Origin of the sequence: Streptomyces sp. 796.1, assembly GCF_047525675.1 — a bacterium.
Lineage (GTDB): Bacteria > Actinomycetota > Actinomycetes > Streptomycetales > Streptomycetaceae > Streptomyces.
Map to the genome: position 1 here is coordinate 1 of NZ_JBLIWA010000019.1, position 17,151 is coordinate 17,151.

Sequence of the window (17,151 nt, forward strand, 5' to 3'; positions counted from 1 at the left end):
TTGGAGGTTGTGGAGTCGGGTGTGGTGGGGGCTGGGGTGTTGTCGGGGGTTCGGGTGTTGGTGGGTGGTGAGGTGTTGCCGGTGGATGTGGCGCGGGGTTTGGTGGGTCGGGCTGAGCGGGTGGTGAATGTGTATGGGCCGACGGAGACGACGATTTGGTCGACGGCTGGTTGGGTTGAGGGTGGGGGTGTGCCGGGGATTGGTGGTCCGGTGGCGAATACTCGGGTGTATGTGTTGGATGGTGGGTTGCGTCCGGTGCCGGTGGGTGTGTCGGGTGAGTTGTATGTTGCTGGTGCGGGTGTTGCGCAGGGGTATGTGGGTCGGTTTGGTTTGACCGCGGAGCGGTTTGTTGCTGATCCGTTTGGTCCGGCGGGTGAGCGGATGTATCGCACGGGTGATGTCGTGCGGTGGAACGCGGGTGGTGAGTTGGAGTTCGTGGGGCGTGCTGATGACCAAGTCAAGGTGCGTGGTTTCCGGATCGAGTTGGGTGAGGTTGAGGCGGCGTTGGTGGATCAGGCGGTGGTGGGGCGTGCGGTGGTGATGGTTCGTGAGGATGTCCCGGGCGACCAGCGGCTCACCGCCTACGTCATCCCCGCGACCAGCAACAACACCAACACCCAAACCGACTCCGACACTCACACGCCCTCGGGCCCCGACTCCGAAGCCGACACGCTCACCCGCACCGGCACAGTCACCAATGTGGTGCGGGCCAGTCTGGTGGCGGAGGTCCGGGACGCCTTGGCCGACCGGTTGCCGTCGTACATGGTGCCGTCGGCGATCGTCGTACTGGATGAGTTCCCGTTGACGGCGAACGGCAAGGTCAACCGGCGTGCCCTGCCCGTACCGGCGTACGAGGGTGGGGCGGCGGAGCGCGGTCGTGCTCCCAGGTCCCCGCGCGAAGAGCTGCTGTGTGGGGTGTTCGCCGAGGTGCTCGGCTTGGAAGAGGTCTCGATCGATGACGACTTCTTCGCCCTGGGCGGTCATTCGCTGCTGGCGACGAAGCTGACCAGCCGCATCCGCTCCGTACTGAACGTGGAGATCGCGGTACGGCGGGTCTTCGAGACACCCACCGTCGCCCAACTCGCCACCACACTCGACGAGGCCGCCGCGGCGCGCGGGCGGGTCCAGGTGGTTGCCGCGCGGCCGGCGCGGGTGCCGCTCTCGCACGCCCAACAACGGCTGTGGTTCCTGCAACACCTGGAGGGGCCGAGCAGCGCGTACAACATGGTGGTCTCGCTGGACCTCGTCGGGCCGGTGGATGCGGATGCGCTGCGGCTGGCGCTCGGTGACGTGGTCGCCCGGCACGAGAGCCTGCGGACCGTCTTCGCCGAGGCCCCCGAGGGCGGCTCCTACCAGGTCGTCCTCGACGCGGCCCAGGCCAGGCCGCCGCTGCTGGTCGAGACGGTGGCGGAGTCGGCCGTCGACGAGCTGATGCGGCAGGCCGCCGGGTACGCGTTCGACCTGACCACCGAGATCCCGGTGCGCGCCACCCTGTTCCGGCTGCCGCCCGAGCCGGCCGGCGCGTACGGGCAACAGCCCGCGACCAGCGACCGGCCGACGACGTACGGTACGCCCCCGGCGAACGAACAACCCGCGGCCGGCCAGGAACAACAACCAAGCGAGCGCAGCACCCTGCTCCTGCTGACCCACCACATCGCGGGCGACGCCTGGTCGCGCGGCATCCTCGTCCGCGACCTCACCACGGCCTACACCGCCAGGGTGACCGGGGGCGCGGCACCGGTCTGGGCGCCGCTGCCCGTGCAGTACGCCGACTACAGCCTGTGGCAGCGCGGCGTCCTGGGTGCCGAGGACGACCCGACCAGCGAGATCGCACGCCAACTCGGCTACTGGCGCTCGACATTGGCCGACCTGCCGGAGGAGCTGGCGTTGCCGTACGACAGGCAGCGCCCGGCCGCCGCCTCGTACCAGGGTGACCGCATCGCCTTCGAACTGCCCGACGGGCTGTACGAGCGGCTGGGAGAGGTCGCCAGGGAACACCGGGTCAGCCTGTTCATGGTCCTCCAGGCCGGCCTGGCCACCCTCTACACCAGGCTCGGCGCCGGCACCGACATCGTGTTCGGCACACCCATCGCCGGGCGCACCGATGACGCGCTCGAAGACCTGGTCGGGTTCTTCATCAACACCCTGGTGCTTCGCACCGACACCTCAGACGACCCGACGTTCGGCGAGTTGCTGGAGCGGGTGCGCGCCGCCGACCTGGAGGCGTACGCCCACCAGGACCTGCCCTTCGAGCGGCTGGTCGAGGTCCTGAACCCGGAGCGCTCGCTGTCCCGGCACCCGCTGTTCCAGACGGTGCTCAACCTGGACAACGCGGCCCGCGAGCTGGCCCCCGACGGCGCCGACCAGACCGGGCCCGGCGGGCTGAAGGTCACCGGCCGGCCGCTCGGCGCCCCGTCGGCCAAGTTCGACCTGGCCTTCGAGCTCGCCGAGCGCGGCGGCCCGGCCGGGGCGCGCGGGCTCAACTGCGCACTGGACTTCAGCACCGAACTCTTCGACCGGCGCACCGCACACGACATCGCCACCCGCTTCGTCCGCGTGCTGGAACAGGTCGCCGCCGAGCCGACCGTACGGATCGGGGACGTGGCACTCCTCGACCCGGCCGAATGGGCCGAGCTCACCGCGGCGCCGGCGACCAGCACCGCCCCAGCAGCACTGCCCCACCCGACCACCCCGACCGGGCGGCCCGCCCCGACCGCACCACACCGAGGCAGCGGCACCGCCGACACCCTCGTCACGCGCTTCGCCCGCCAGGTCGCCGCCCGGCCCGACGCCGTCGCCGTCAGCTACGAGCGGACCACCCTGACCTACGCGGAGCTCGACGCCCGCGCCAACCGCCTCGCCCACCTGCTGCGCGAGCGCGGCGCCGGGCCCGAGCGGTTCGTGGCGCTGCGCATGCCGCGTACCGAAGAACTGGTCGTCGGCGTGCTCGGCGTGTTGAAGTCCGGCGCGGCCTACCTGCCGATCGACCCGGCCTACCCCGACGACCGCATCGCCTACACCCTGGACGACGCCCGCCCGGTCCTCACCGTCACCCCCGACGTGCTCGCCGAGTCCGACCCGTACCCGGCGACCGACCCGCAACAGCAGGTCGCAGCGGAGAACGCGGCGTACGTGATCTACACCTCCGGGTCGACGGGCCGCCCCAAGGGCGTGGTGGTGCCGCACGCCAACGCCGTCCGGCTGATGGACGCCACCGACCACTGGTTCGGCTTCGGCCCGGGCGACGTGGGCACCCTCTTCCACTCGTACGCCTTCGACTTCTCCGTATGGGAGCTGTGGGCGCCGCTGCTCTACGGCGGGCGCCTGGTGGTCGTCCCGCACACCGTGAGCCGGGCCCCCGACCAGTTCCTGCGGCTGCTCGCCGACGAGCAGGTCACCGTGGTCAACCAGACGCCGTCCGCGTTCTACCAGCTCATCGCGGCCGACCAGGAGAACCCCGAGCTGAGCGCGCGGCTGCGGCTGCGCACGGTGGTCTTCGGTGGCGAGGCGCTCGACCTCGGCCGGCTCGCCGACTGGTACGACCGGCACGACGAGCACGCCCCGACGCTGGTCAACATGTACGGCATCACCGAGACCACCGTGCACGTCACCCACATCGCGCTCGACCGGGCCGGCGCCGCAGCCGCCACCGGTTCCGTGATCGGCGTCCCCATCCCCGACCTCGCCGTCTACGTGCTGGACGAGCGGCTGCGCCCGGTGCCCCCGGGCGTGGTCGGTGAACTGTACGTCGTCGGCGCGGGGCTCGCCCGCGGCTACTGGGACCGGGCCGGGCTCACCGCCGAACGGTTCGTCGCCAACCCCTACGGGCCCGGCCGCATGTACCGCACCGGCGACACCGGCCGCAGGCTCGCCGACGGCCGTCTCGCCTACGCCGGGCGCGCCGACGACCAGGTCAAACTGCGCGGCTTCCGGATCGAACTCGGCGAGATCGAAGCGGCCCTGTTGGAGCGGGACGAGGTCGCCCAGGCCGCCGTGGTGGTGCGCGAGGACCGGCCCGGCGACCGACGGCTGGTCGGCTACGCGGTCCCCACCGGCGGACGGCAACTCGACCCGGAAGCGCTCCGCGCCCACCTCACCGGCGTGCTCCCCACCCACATGGTGCCCTCCGCGGTGGTCACCCTGGACGCGCTGCCGCTGACCGTCAACGGCAAGCTCGACCGGCGGGCCCTGCCCGCACCCGAGTACGGCAGCCGGGCCGAAGCGGGTCGGCGCGGGCCGCGCACCGAGCGCGAGAAGACGCTGTGCGGACTCTTCGCCGACGTACTGGCGCTGGACGCGGTCGGCATCGACGACGGCTTCTTCGACCTCGGCGGCGACAGCATCATGTCCATCCAACTCGTCAGCCGCGCCCGGCGGGCCGGCATCGAACTCTCCGTACGCGACGTCTTCGAACAGCGCACCGTCGCCGCGCTCGCCGAGGTCGCCACCGAAACCGCCCCCGCGGCCGTCGAAGCGCCCGGCGAGGACGTCGGCACCCTGCCGCTGACCCCGATCATGCACTGGTTCTACGAGCGCGGCGGGGCCACCGACCAGTTCAACCAGTCCCGCATCATCCAGGTCCCGGCCGGGCTGCGCCCCGCCCACCTGCACGGCGCCGTCCAGGCCGTGCTCGACCACCACGGCGCGCTGCGCGCCCGGGTCCACGACGGGCCGCCCCGCCACCTGGAGATCCCCGCGCCCGGCAGTATCGACGCCGCCGACCTCATCCACCACGTCGACGCCAGCGGCCTGGACGAGGAGGGCCGGCGCGCACTGGTCCGGCGCGAAACCGAAGCCGCCAGGCAACGGCTCGACCCGGCCGCCGGCACCCTGGGGCAACTCGTCTGGTTCGACCACGGGCCCGACACACCCGGACTGCTGCTCTGGCTCGTCCACCACCTCGTCGTGGACGGCGTCTCCTGGCGCATCCTGGTCCCCGACCTCGCCGAGGCGTACCGGTCGGTGAGCGCCGGCCGCCGGCCGCAGTTGCAACCCGTGGGCACCTCGCTGCGCCGCTGGTCCCAGCGGCTGACCGAGGCCGCGGCGGCGCCCCGGCGGACCGCCGAGAGCACCTGGTGGCAGCAGGTGCTGCGGCCCGGCGCCCCGCTGCTCGGCCGGCGGGCCCTGGACCCCGAGCGCGACACCTACGCCCGCGCCGAACACCTCACCCTGTCACTGCCGGTCGAGGTGACCGAGCAGGTCCTCACCCACCTGCCCGCCGCCTTCACCGCCGAGGTCAACGACGTCCTGCTGGCCGCCTTCGCGCTCGCCTGGGCCCGCTGGAGCGGCAGCCGCAGCCGGGCCGCCTTCCTCGACCTGGAGGGCCACGGCCGCGAAGAGGAGACCGTGGGCCAGGCCGACCTGTCCCGCACCGTCGGCTGGTTCACCAGCCTCTACCCCGTACGGCTGGACGCCGGGGCCGTCAACCTCACCGAGGCGTTCGCCGCCGGGCCCGCCGCCGGCGACGTCGTCAAACGCGTCAAGGAACAGCTACGCGCCGTACCCGACAAGGGCATCGGCTACGGCCTGGTCCGCCACCTCGGCCAGACCACCGCGGAACGGTTCACCGGCCTGCCCACCCCGCAGGTGGCGTTCAACTACCTCGGGCGGTTCACCGTCGCCGACGCCGAACAGGCGGGCAGCGCCGCCGTACCCGACTGGACCGTGCTCGCCAGCGCCGCCGGACTCGGCGGCACCGACCCGCGGGTGCCGCTCGCCCACCCGCTGGAGCTCAACGCCCGCACCGACGACGGGCCGGCGGGCCCGGCCCTGACCGCGACCTGGACGTGGGCCGCGGACGTCCTAGACCACGCCCAGGTCAGCGAGCTCGCCACCGGGTGGTTCCAGGCCCTTGAGGCCCTAGCCGACCACGCCCAACGCCCCGACGCGGGCGGACTCAGCGTCTCGGACGTCTCCCTGAGCCTCCTGAGCCAGGACGAGATCGAGTCGCTCGAAGACGACTGGAGGAATTCGTGATGGTGACGCAGTCCGGGTTACAGGACATCCTGCCCCTGGCACCGCTCCAGGAGGGCCTGCTCTTCCACAGCGCCTACGACGAGGCGGCGCCGGACGTCTACCTGGTGCAGGAGGTGCTGGAGCTCGCGGGCGAACTCGACGCCGAGCTGCTGCGCGCCTCCTGCGCGGCCCTGCTGCGCCGCCACGCCAACCTGCGCGCGGCCTTCCGCTACGAGGGCGTCTCACGCCCCGTCCAGCTCATCCCGCACCAGGTGGAGGTGCCGTGGACCGCACTGGACCTGACCACCCTGCCCGAAGCGGAGCGCACCGCAGCCGCCGACACCGCCCTGGAAGAGGACCGCAGGCGCCGCTTCGACCTGACCAAGCCGCCCCTCATGCGGTTCCTGCTGATCAAACTGGGTGAACTGCGCCACAAGCTGGTGCTGACCAACCACCACATCCTGCTCGACGGCTGGTCACGCCCGCTGCTGCTGCGCGAACTCCTCGCCCTCTACCAGGCCGGCGGCGACGACGGCGGTCTGCCCCGGGTGCCACCCTTCCGCGACTACCTCACCTGGCTGGCCGCCCGCAACCCGGCCGCCTCGCTCGACGCCTGGCGCACCGCCCTGGCCGACATCGACGGACCCACCCTGGTCGCCCCGCACACCGGCGACCACGCCCCCACCGTGCCCGGCCGGTTGGACGCCGAACTCGACCGCACCGCACACCACAGGCTCGCTGCCCTCGCCCGCGAACGCGCCCTCACCCTCAACTCCCTCGTCCAGGCCGCCTGGGCGGTCGTCGTCGGCCAGCTCAGTGGCCGCGACGACGTGGTGTTCGGCGCGACCGTCTCCGGCCGCCCGCCGGAGATCCCCGGCGTGGAGAGCATGGTCGGCCTGTTCATCAACACCCTGCCGGTACGGGTACGGCTGCGCGCCGACGAACCCCTGCTCGACCTCGCGCAGCGGGTGCAGGAACAGCAGACCCGGCTCCAGGACCACCAGCACATCGGCCTCGCCGACGTACAGCGGCTGGCCGGAGCCGGTGAACTCTTCGACACCACCATGGTGTTCGAGAACTACCCGGTGGACCTCGGCACCGGCGGCCAGGAGAACGGGGGCCCCGTCGCCCTGACCGTCGCCGGCGTACGCAACCGCGACGCCGCGCACTACCCGCTCGCCCTCGTCGCCGTCGGCCGCGACGGGCTGCGGCTGCGCCTCGACCACCAGCCCGCGCTGGTCCCCGCCGACCGGGCCCGGGCCGCCCTCGACTGCCTGGTACGCATCCTGGAATCGGTGGCCGCCGCCCCTGCCAGGCCGGTCGGCCGCCTGGAACTGCTCTCCGCCGCCGAACGCCGGGCCGTCATCGACCTCGGCCGCGGCGCCGACACCCACGTCCCGGCCACCGACGTGCCCACCGCCTTCCGCGCCCAGGCCGCCCGCACCCCCACCGCCACCGCCGTCGAATCCGGCGACACCACCCTCAGCTACGCCGCGCTCGACGCCCGCTCCGACGCGCTGGCCCGCCAACTGTCCGAGCACGGCATCGGCGCCGAGACTCCGGTCGCGCTGCTGATGGGACGCTCGCCCGAACTGATCACCGCCGTCCTCGCGGTGCTCAAGGCCGGCGGCGCCTACCTGCCGCTGCGCGACCGCGACCCCGTCGACCGGCTCCGCCAGGTCGCCGCCGGCGCCGGAGCCGCACTCGTCCTCACCGACCAGGCGCACGCGCCCACCGCCACCGAACTCGGCCTCCCCACGCTCACCGTCAACGAACAGACCACGGACGACACCCCCGCGGACGGCCCCGCCCCGTACGAAACCACTGCGGGTCGCCCCACCACCCCGATCCCCGCCGACCGCCTCGCCTACCTCATCCACACCTCTGGCTCCAGCGGCGCCCCCAAGGGCGTCGGCGCCACCCACCGCAACATCCTGGAACTCGTCCACGACCGTGCCTTCACGGGCGGCGCCCACCAGCGGGTCCTGGTGCACTCCCCGCATGCCTTCGACGCCTCCACCTACGAGATGTTCGTCCCGCTGCTCACCGGCGGCACCGCCGTCCTCGCCCCACCCGGCGAACTCGACCCCGAACTCCTCGGCAAGGTCCTCACCGCACACCGCGTCAGCGTCATCTTCCTGACCACCGGACTCTTCCAACTCGTCGCGGACGAGGCACCCGAACGGTTCGCCAGCGTGCGCGAGGTGTGGACCGGCGGCGAGATCGTGCCCGACGCCGCCGTACGCCGGGTCATGGCAGCCTGCCCCGACACCACCGTCATCGACGTCTACGGTCCCACCGAAACCACCACCTTCGCGCTCTACCACCGGCTGCCCCCCGGCGCGGAGGTCCCCGCTCCGGTGCCCATCGGCCGCCCGCTGGACAACACCCAACTGCTCGTACTCGACGCCGCCCTGCGGCCCGTACCGCCCGGCACGGTCGGCGAGCTGTACATCGTCGGCGCCGGCCTGGCCCGTGGTTACCGCGGACGCCCCGACCTGACCGCCGAGCGCTTCATCGCCGCCCCCTACGGCCCGCCCGGCGCCCGCGCCTACCGCACCGGCGACCTGGTCCGCTGGACCCCGGGCGGCGAGATCAGCTACGTCGGCCGCGCCGACGAACAGATCAAGCTGCGCGGCTTCCGCATCGAACTCGGCGAGATCCAGACCGTACTGGGCCGTCACCCGCACGTCGCCCAGGCCATCGTCACCGTCCACGAGCCCCACCCGGGCGACCAGCGCATCGTCGCCCACCTGGTGCCCGAACGCGGCAGCCACCCGGCGCCGGCCGAACTGCGCGAGCACGTCGCCGCCGAACTGCCCGAATACATGGTCCCCACCGCCTTCGTCACCCTGGACGCCCTGCCGCTGACCCGCAACGGCAAGGTGGACCGGGCCGCCCTCCCGGCGCCCGAGGCCAACCAGGACCAGGAGGCCGTCCGCCGCGCACCGCGCACCCCGCAAGAGGCCATCCTGTGCGGCCTGTTCGCCGAACTCCTCGGCCGGCCCACGGTCGGCATCGACGATGACTTCTTCACCCTCGGCGGACACTCCCTGCTCGCCACCCGCCTCGCCGGCCGCATCCGCCAGGCCCTCGGCGTCGAACTCGCCGTACGCCAACTCTTCGAAACAGCCACCGTCGCCACCCTGGCCCGCGCCCTGGACGGCGCGGCCCAGGCCCGCCCCGCCATCGAGGCCACCACGCCGCGGCCCGACCGCGTCCCCGCCTCCTTCGCCCAGCGCCGGCTCTGGTTCCTGCACCGCTTCGACGGCCCCAGCCCGCTCTACAACATCCCCTTCGCGCTCCGCCTCACCGGCGACCTCGACCACGCCGCCCTGCGCGAAGCGCTCGCCGACGTCGCCGACCGGCACGAGAGCCTGCGCACCGTCTTCGCCGAGGACGCCGAAGGCCCGTACCAGATCGTCCGGCACGGCCCCGCCGCCCGACCCGAACTCACCCCGGTCACCGGCGTCGACCAGGACCGGCTGCCCGCCGCCATCGAAGAGGCCGCCAGCCACTGCTTCGACCTGGAGACCGAACTGCCCCTGAGGGCGTGGCTGTTCGAGACCGGGCCGAACGAACGGGTGCTGCTGCTGCTCGTCCACCACATCGCCGGCGACGGCTGGTCGGTGCCGCTGCTCGCCCGCGACCTGATCACCGGCTACCTGGCCCGCCAGCGCGGCGCCGCACCCCACTGGCGCCCGCTGCCCGTCCAGTACGCCGACTACAGCCTCTGGCAGCGCACCGCGCTCGGCGCCGAAGACCAACCCGACAGCCCCATCGCCCGGCAACTGGCCTACTGGCGCACCGCGCTCGCCGACCTGCCGGACGAACTCAGCCTGCCCACCGACCGGCCGCGCCCCAGCCAGTCGGCCCACCGCGGCGGCCGGATCGCCTACACCGTCCCCGAAACCCTCTACGCCAAGGTGCGCACCCTGGCCCGCGCCGCACGCAGCAGCCCCTTCATGGTGCTCCAGGCCGCCTTGGCCACCCTGCTCAACCGGATCGGCGCCGGCGACGACATCCCGCTCGGCACCCCCATCGCCGGCCGCACCGACGACGCCCTGGACGACCTGGTCGGCTTCTTCGTCAACACCCTGGTGCTGCGCACCGACACGACGGGCAACCCCACCTTCCGCGAACTCGTCGGCCGCGTACGCGAAACCAACCTGGCCGCCTACGCCCACCAGGACCTGCCCTTCGAACGCCTGGTACAAGAGCTCAACCCACAGCGCTCGCGCTCGCACCACCCGCTCTTCCAGACCATGCTCACCTTCAACAACACCGAACAGCGGACCGCCGACACCCAACCCCTCGCCAGCCCGCCAGGGTTGGAGATCAGCACGCTGCCGGCGACCAACGGCACCGCCAAGTTCGACCTGCTGTTCTCCTTCGCCGAACGCCACGACGCCACCGGCGCACCGGACGGGCTCAACGCGGGCGTCGAGTTCAGCGCCGACCTCTTCGACCGCGCCACGGCCGAGCGGCTCATCGGCTGGCTGCTGCGCGTCCTGGAGGCGGCCACCGCCGAGCCCCGGCAGCGCATCGGTGACCTGCCGCTGCTCACCGATGCCGAACGCGACCAGGCGCTGGCCGCCGGCCACGGCCCACAACGGAGCCTGCCCGGCACCTCGCTGCCCGCCAGGTTCGAGGCCGTCGCCGCCCGCCACGCCGACCGCACCGCGGTGCAGGACGCCGGCGCCACCCTCAGCTACGCCGAGCTCAACGCCCGCGCCAACCGGCTGGCACACCTGCTCCTCAGCCGCGGCGCAGGACCCGAACGGCACGTGGCGGTCGCCCTGCACCGCTCGGTCGACCTGGCCGTCGCCGCCCTCGCAGTCCTCAAGGCCGGTGCCGGCTACCTGCCGATCGACCCGGCCCACCCCGCCGAGCGGATCGCCGGACTGCTGCACGACGCCCGCCCGGTGCTGGTCCTCACCAGCCAGGACCTGACCGCCGCGCTGCCCGCGGGGCGCGACACCCACACCGTCGTCCTGGACGGCGCCGAGGCCGCAACAGCCCTCGCCGCCCTCCCCGCCACCGACCCCACCGACGCCGACCGCACCGGCCCGCTGCACCCGGACCACCCGGCGTACGTCATCTACACCTCGGGCTCCACCGGCCGGCCCAAGGGCGTGCTGATGCCCGCCGCGGCCCTGGCCAACCTCATCGACTGGCACGGCCGCGCCCTGCCCGGCGCGCCCGGCACCCGCGTCGCCCAGTTCACCGCCGTCGGCTTCGACGTCTCCGTACAGGAGGTGCTCGGCACCCTGCTGCACGGCAAGACGCTGGTGGTCTGCCCCGACGAGGTGCGCGCCGACCCGGAACGGCTGGCCCACTGGCTGGCGACGGAGCGGATCCAGGAGCTGTACGCGCCCAACCTGGTGCTCGACGCGGTCTGCGCCGCCGCCACCGCCGCCCGCCTCACGCTGCCCGACCTCACCGACCTCGTCCAGGCCGGCGAAGCGCTCACCCCGGGCGGTGCCATCGCCGCCTTCTGTGCCACCCCGGCCGACAGCGGCCCCCGCCGGCTGCACAACCACTACGGGCCCGCCGAAACCCACGTGGTGACCGCCGCCGAACTGCCCGCGGCGCCCGCCACCTGGCCCGCCGCCCCACCGATCGGCACCCCCGTCGACAACACCGCTGTCCGTGTCCTCGACCCATGGCTGCGCCCGGTCCCCACCGGTGTACCAGGCGAGCTGTACGTCGCCGGCCGGGCCCTGGCCCGCGGCTACCTCGGCCGCCCCGACCGCACCGCCGAACGCTTCGTCGCCGACCCGTACGGCCCGCCCGGCAGCCGCCTGTACCGCACCGGCGACCTGGCCCGCCGCACCGCGGACGGGCAACTGCACTACCTCGGCCGCGCCGATGACCAGGTCAAGATCCGCGGCATCCGCGTCGAACCCGGCGAGGTCGCCGCGGTGCTGGCCGGCGCGCCCGGCGTGGCCCGGGCGGCCGTGGTGGTCCGCGAGGACCGGCCGGGCGACCGGCGCCTGGTCGGCTACGTGGTTCCGGCCACGGGCGAGCAGCCGAGCACCACCGCCCTGCGCGACCACGCCCTGCGCGCCCTGCCCGAACCCCTGGTCCCGGCCGCTTTCGTCACCCTGGACGCGCTGCCGCTCACCACCAACGGCAAGCTGGCCCACGCGGCGCTGCCGGCACCGGAGTACGGGGCCGGCACCGCGTCCCGCGCCCCGCTCACCCCGGAGGAGCGCGCGCTGTGCGCCCTCTTCGCCGAGGTCCTCGGCGTCGAACAGGTGGGTGCCGAGGACGAGTTCTTCGCCCTCGGCGGCCACTCCTTCCTCGCCGCCCGGCTGGTCGGGCGCATCCGCGAGGAACTCGGTGGTGACCTGCCGGTCCGGTCGGTCTTCGACGCCCGCACCCCCGCCGCGCTGGCCAGGCTGCTGACCGGCGGCGCAGGCAAAGCGGCGACCGGCCCCGACCCGCAGCAGAGCTCGACCGGGCTGCTGCTGCCACTGCGGCCCCGCGGCACCGCTGCCCCGGTGTTCTTCCTGCACCCCGGCGGCGGCTTCAGTTGGTGCTACTCGGGACTGGTCCGCCACCTCGGCGCCGACGTGCCGGTCTACGGCCTCCAGGCCCGCGGCCTGGACGGCGGCGGCCCACTGCCCGGCGGCATGCCCGAGATGACCGAGGACCACCTGGCCCGCATCCGCTCCATCCAGCCGCACGGCCCCTACCGACTGGCCGGCTGGTCCTTCGGCGGCCTGGCCGCGCACGACCTGGCCGTACGGCTACGCGCCGCGGGCGAACAAGTCGCCATGCTGGCGGTGCTCGACTCGTACCCGCCGGGCGAACACAGCGACACCTCGGAACCCGTGGAACACGAGGTGGTGGCGAACAACCTGCAAGCCATGGGCTTCCCCGTCGACCCGCTGGAACTCCAGGCGGACCAGCAGGGCGTCCTGCTGCGCTTCCGGGAGTTCCTCCAGGCCGGCAACCAGCCGATGGCCTACCTGGACCACCTCCAGGACCAGGACGTGCTTTCCCTCAAGGACGTCTACGTCAACAACGTCCGGGTCATGCGCCGGTTCGAACCGGGCCACTTCGACGGCGACATGCTGTTCATCTCCGCGGAAGAGAAACCGGAAGGCAGCCCGGAAACCCGTTTCGATGTCAGCTTGTGGCAACCCTTCGTCAGCGGATCGATCGAGGTCTGCCCGATACAATCAACCCACGGAAACCTCTTGGCCGACGCCCGACATGTGGCCCGCATCGGCCGATTCCTGGCGGACCGTCTCTGACGACGCCGGGCCGTCCCGAAAGACCTCGGGGCCTACCGAGGCGCAGCCACCAAGGAATTCTTCGAGAAGGAGCGATCCATGAGCACCAACCCCTTTGAGGACCCCGATGGCACCTATCTCGTGCTCGTCAACGATGAGGGGCAGCACTCGCTGTGGCCGGCGTTCGCGGAGGTTCCGGCCGGCTGGCAGACCGTCCTGAGCGACGCCACCCGGGACGCGGCGCTTGAGTACGTGAACACGCACTGGACCGACCTGCGCCCCAAGAGCCTCATCCGGGAAATGGAAGGCGCCGAAGCCTGATCGTCAGGGGCGGGGCTGCGGCCCCGCCCGGCATGGCCCGCCAGCCGGCGCCCCGTGGCGTCAACCCGGCCGGCGGGCCATCCGTCTGTCAGCGCGCCGATACGGCGCGGTCACCAGGGGAGGAACGCGATGCCGGTCGCTGCGGTGAACGGGATACGACTCAGTTACGACGACCGGGGCACCGGAGAACCGGTGGTCATGATCCAGGGGACCGGCGGCAGCCGCACCGTGTGGGAACTGCACCAGGTGCCGGCCCTCACCGACGCCGGATTCCGCGTCATCACCCTGGACAACCGGGGCATCCCGCCGACGTCCGAATGCCCCGAAGGGTTCACCCTCGACGCCATGGTGCGCGACGTGGCGGCCCTCATCACCCATCTGGACCTCGGCCCCTGCCGGGTCATCGGCACCTCCCTCGGCGCCTTCATCACCCAGGAACTCGCCCTGGCCCACCCCGAACTCGTACGCCAGGCCGTCCTGATGGCTACCCGCGCTCGCAGCGACGTCCTGCGCTCGGCGATCACCGAGAGCGAGATCGACCTGTACGACGCGGGCACCGAACTCCCGCCCCGGTACGCGGCCGTGGTGCACGCACTGAAATCGCTGTCACCGCGCACCTTGGCCGACGACGCGGCGATGGCCGACTGGCTCGACCTCTTCGAACTCATCGGCCCGACCGGCCCCGGCCAGCGCGCCCAGATGGAGGTCAGCAAGCTCGGCAACCGGCTCGCCGCCTACCGCGATATCCGGGTGCCGTGCCAGGTCATCGCCTTCGCCGACGACCTGATCACCCCGCCGCACCTGGGCCGCGAGGTGGCCGACGCCATCCCGGGCGCCAGCTACGAACTCATCGACGGCTGTGGCCACTACGGCTATCTCGAAGACCCGGCCACGGTGAACGACACGATCGTGGAGTACTTCACCCGGGCCCTGGTCACCGACTGACGCGGGCCCGTCGTCCCCGGCGAGCGGGGAGTGCCAGGAGCCGAGGCCGGGGCCGGGGCCGGGGCCGGTCGATGCGACCGGCCCCGACCCCGTGGGGGAGGAGGGAGAGCCTCCGACGGGGGTTGCGAATGACCCTCCCCCCTCGCTCGGGTGCCCGCCGCGGCGCTAGGCGTGGCCGCCGGGGCGGGGCGGATCCTGGTGGTGTTGGTGCTGCACGGGCCCCTCGGGCCAGCGCCGCGCGTACGGAACCGTGGAGTCCGCCCCCTCCGGCGCCTGCGGCGGCATCGGCTGGTGAGCGGTGGTCGGCGGCAGGTCGCGGGTCGCCAGGTTCTGGGTGGGCGTGTCGTGGGCGGCCGGCGCCGCATGACGGGCCGCCGCGTGCCGAGGTGCGCCCACCGGTCCGGCCACGGGCTGCGGGGTGGCCGTCGCCAGCCGGCTCGGCCACCAGTTCCACCGGCCCAAGGCGGCCATCAGCGCGGGCAGGACGAAGATCCGGATGATGACCGCGTCCAGCGCGATGGCCGCGGCAAGACCCACGCCCAACTGCTTGAACTCGATGGCGTTGAGCGTCCCGAAGATCGCGAAGACACCGATCATCACCACGGCCGCGCTGGTCACCACGCCGGCCGAGCGGGTGATGCCGTCGCGAACGGCCTCCTTGACGGCGCTGCCCTCAAGGGCCGCCTCCCTGATCCGGCTGACGACGAACACGTGGTAGTCCATGGACAGCCCGAACAACACGACGAACAGGAACAGCGGCAGCCACGACACGACCGCCCCGGTGCTCTCGAAGTCGAGGAGCGACTCCGCCCAACTGTTCTGGAAGACCGCCACCAGCACCCCGAACGCCGCCGCAGTGGACAACAGGTTGAGCACCACGGCCGAGAGCGCCACGGCCAGCGAGCGGAAGATGAACGCCATCGTGCCCATCGTGAGCAGCAGGACGAACCCCACCACCCAGGGCATCCGTGCCTTCAGATGCCCGGTGAAGTCCAGCCCCTGGGCCACCTTGCCGCCCACGGCGCCCTCCGAGTCCGGCACGTCGGACAGCACTTCAGGCACCCAGGCCCGCAACTTCTTCAGCGACTCGGTGGCCTTCGGATGCTTGGGTTGGTACGGCGTGCCCACGTCGACGGTGTGCACCCGGTGGTCATCGGACTCCCGGATGACCGGCTTCTGGTCGTGCGCGAACAGCGGGTTGCCCTCCGTACGGCCCAACAACTCCTTCAGCGCGGCCTGCACCTGCCCCGCCTCACCGGCCGGCGCCCGCACCGCGACCTTGTGCACGGTGCCCTCGCTCGGGAACGCCTCGGTGAGCCGGTCCATGGCCTGGACGACCGGGATGTCACGGGAGAGGTCGTCGGAGCCGGGCTGCTTGAGCTTCATGTCCAGCGCCGGCAGCGCGAGCGCGAGCAGCGCCCCGACCGAGACCACGAGCGTGAGGAACGGCTTGACCAGCGCCGGACGGAGCAGCACCGGCCACACCCGCGACTCGCCCTCGCGCATCGTCAGCCGCCACAGGACCGGCATCCGTGGCCGGTCCACCCAGCGACCGAGCTTGCCGAGCAGGGCGGGCAGCACGGTCACCGAGGCGAGCACGGCGACCGCCACCACGATGATGGAACCGGTGGCCAGCGATGCGAAGGTCGCTTCCTGCGCCAGGTACAGCCCTGCCATCGCCACGATCACGGTGGTGCCGGAGACCACGACGGTGTGTCCCGAGGTCTCGGCGGCGATCTCGATGGCGTCGATGTGGCCCTTGCCCTTGCGGCGTTCCTCCCGTTCGCGTTTGAGGTAGAAGAGCGAGTAGTCCACCCCGACCGCCATGCCCATCAGCAGGATCACGTTGCTGATGGCGCTGGTCTCCGGCAGGACGTGCGAGGCCAGGTGGGAGAGGCCCATCGCGGTCACCACGCAGGACAGGGCGAGGATGACCGGCACCCCGGCCGCGATGACGGCGCCGAAGACCACCAGCAGGATCAGCAGGGTCAGCGGCAGGCTGATGAGCTCGGCCTTCTTGAAGTCCTCGCCGATGGTGTCCTGCATGCCCTTGGCGGTCGAACCGGTTCCGACCTGATCGATGTGCAGGCCCTCGTGTGCGTCTTCGACCTCGGAGCTCACATCGAGGAGCGGGGGGACGTTCGACGCGGCGTCATCGGCCTCGCCCTTCATCTCCACCGGTACCAGCAGCGCCTCGCCGTTCTCCGCCGGGACCGGGTCCTCGACCTTGGCCACCTCGGGCAGCGCGGCCATCCGGGTGGCGAGGTCACGCGCCGCCGCCCGTGCCTTGCCGGCGTCCAGCGGGCCGCCGGAGGCCATGGTGATCAGGACGTTCTCCTCGGGCGTCTCCGGGAAGTCGCCGTCCACGGTGATCTTCCCCGCCCGGCCCGACTCCCGGACGCCCGACTCCTGCTCGTCGAGCTTGTTGCTGCCGACGGCGCCGCCGAGGAAGAGGCAGAGGGCGACGAAGACTGCCCACAGACCGATGGCCGACCACGGATGCGTTGCGCTCCAGCGCGCGATTCGTACGGTAGCCGGTTTCTTTCGCACCGTTTCGTTTCCCTCCAGTGATGCGGGAGCCGCCGTGGCAGCCGTATCGGAGTAGAAAATCTAGTTCCGCAGCCCGGACATGGACACGTGGTAAACCGTCGAGGTGGCCGTAGTTTCCCGTAAGCCTGACCCTGTG

At 72.4% G+C, this 17,151-nt stretch carries 5 protein-coding genes; 4 read left to right on the top strand and 1 reads right to left on the bottom strand.

Features of this window, described 5'->3' with window-relative positions; genetic code table 11:
- From ACMA1D_RS14715 to ACMA1D_RS14730, 4 genes are all read left to right on the top strand, one after another.
- Positions 1-5,976 (top strand): amino acid adenylation domain-containing protein (locus ACMA1D_RS14715; protein ID WP_414724409.1); only part of this gene is annotated, 5,976 nt, incomplete at its 5' end.
- On the top strand, positions 5,976-13,220 hold the full coding sequence (locus ACMA1D_RS14720) for an amino acid adenylation domain-containing protein (RefSeq protein WP_414724410.1): 7,245 nt from the start codon (positions 5,976-5,978) through the stop codon (positions 13,218-13,220). The genes ACMA1D_RS14715 and ACMA1D_RS14720, both read left to right, overlap by 1 nt.
- Before the next feature lie 78 nt (positions 13,221-13,298).
- A complete protein-coding gene (locus ACMA1D_RS14725) occupies positions 13,299-13,520 on the top strand; it encodes an MbtH family protein (RefSeq protein WP_349993424.1) in 222 nt (73 codons plus the stop codon).
- 129 nt (positions 13,521-13,649) lie between these two features.
- A complete protein-coding gene (locus ACMA1D_RS14730; protein ID WP_414724411.1) occupies positions 13,650-14,465 on the top strand; it encodes an alpha/beta fold hydrolase in 816 nt (271 codons plus the stop codon).
- Between the two features lie 165 nt (positions 14,466-14,630).
- On the opposite strand, the gene ACMA1D_RS14735 is transcribed toward ACMA1D_RS14730, so the two are convergent.
- Complete coding sequence (locus ACMA1D_RS14735) at positions 14,631-17,015, bottom strand: MMPL family transporter (protein ID WP_414724412.1); 2,385 nt, start codon at positions 17,013-17,015, stop codon at positions 14,631-14,633.
- Between the last annotated feature and the right edge of the window lie 136 nt (positions 17,016-17,151).

Excerpts from the sequence above, each read along its gene's own strand:
- ACMA1D_RS14720 (WP_414724410.1), top strand. The coding sequence starts at position 5,976 with ATGGTGACGCAGTCCGGGTTACAGGACATCCTGCCCCTGGCACCGCTC.
- ACMA1D_RS14725 (WP_349993424.1), top strand. The coding sequence starts at position 13,299 with ATGAGCACCAACCCCTTTGAGGACCCCGATGGCACCTATCTCGTGCTC.
- ACMA1D_RS14730 (WP_414724411.1), top strand. The coding sequence starts at position 13,650 with ATGCCGGTCGCTGCGGTGAACGGGATACGACTCAGTTACGACGACCGG.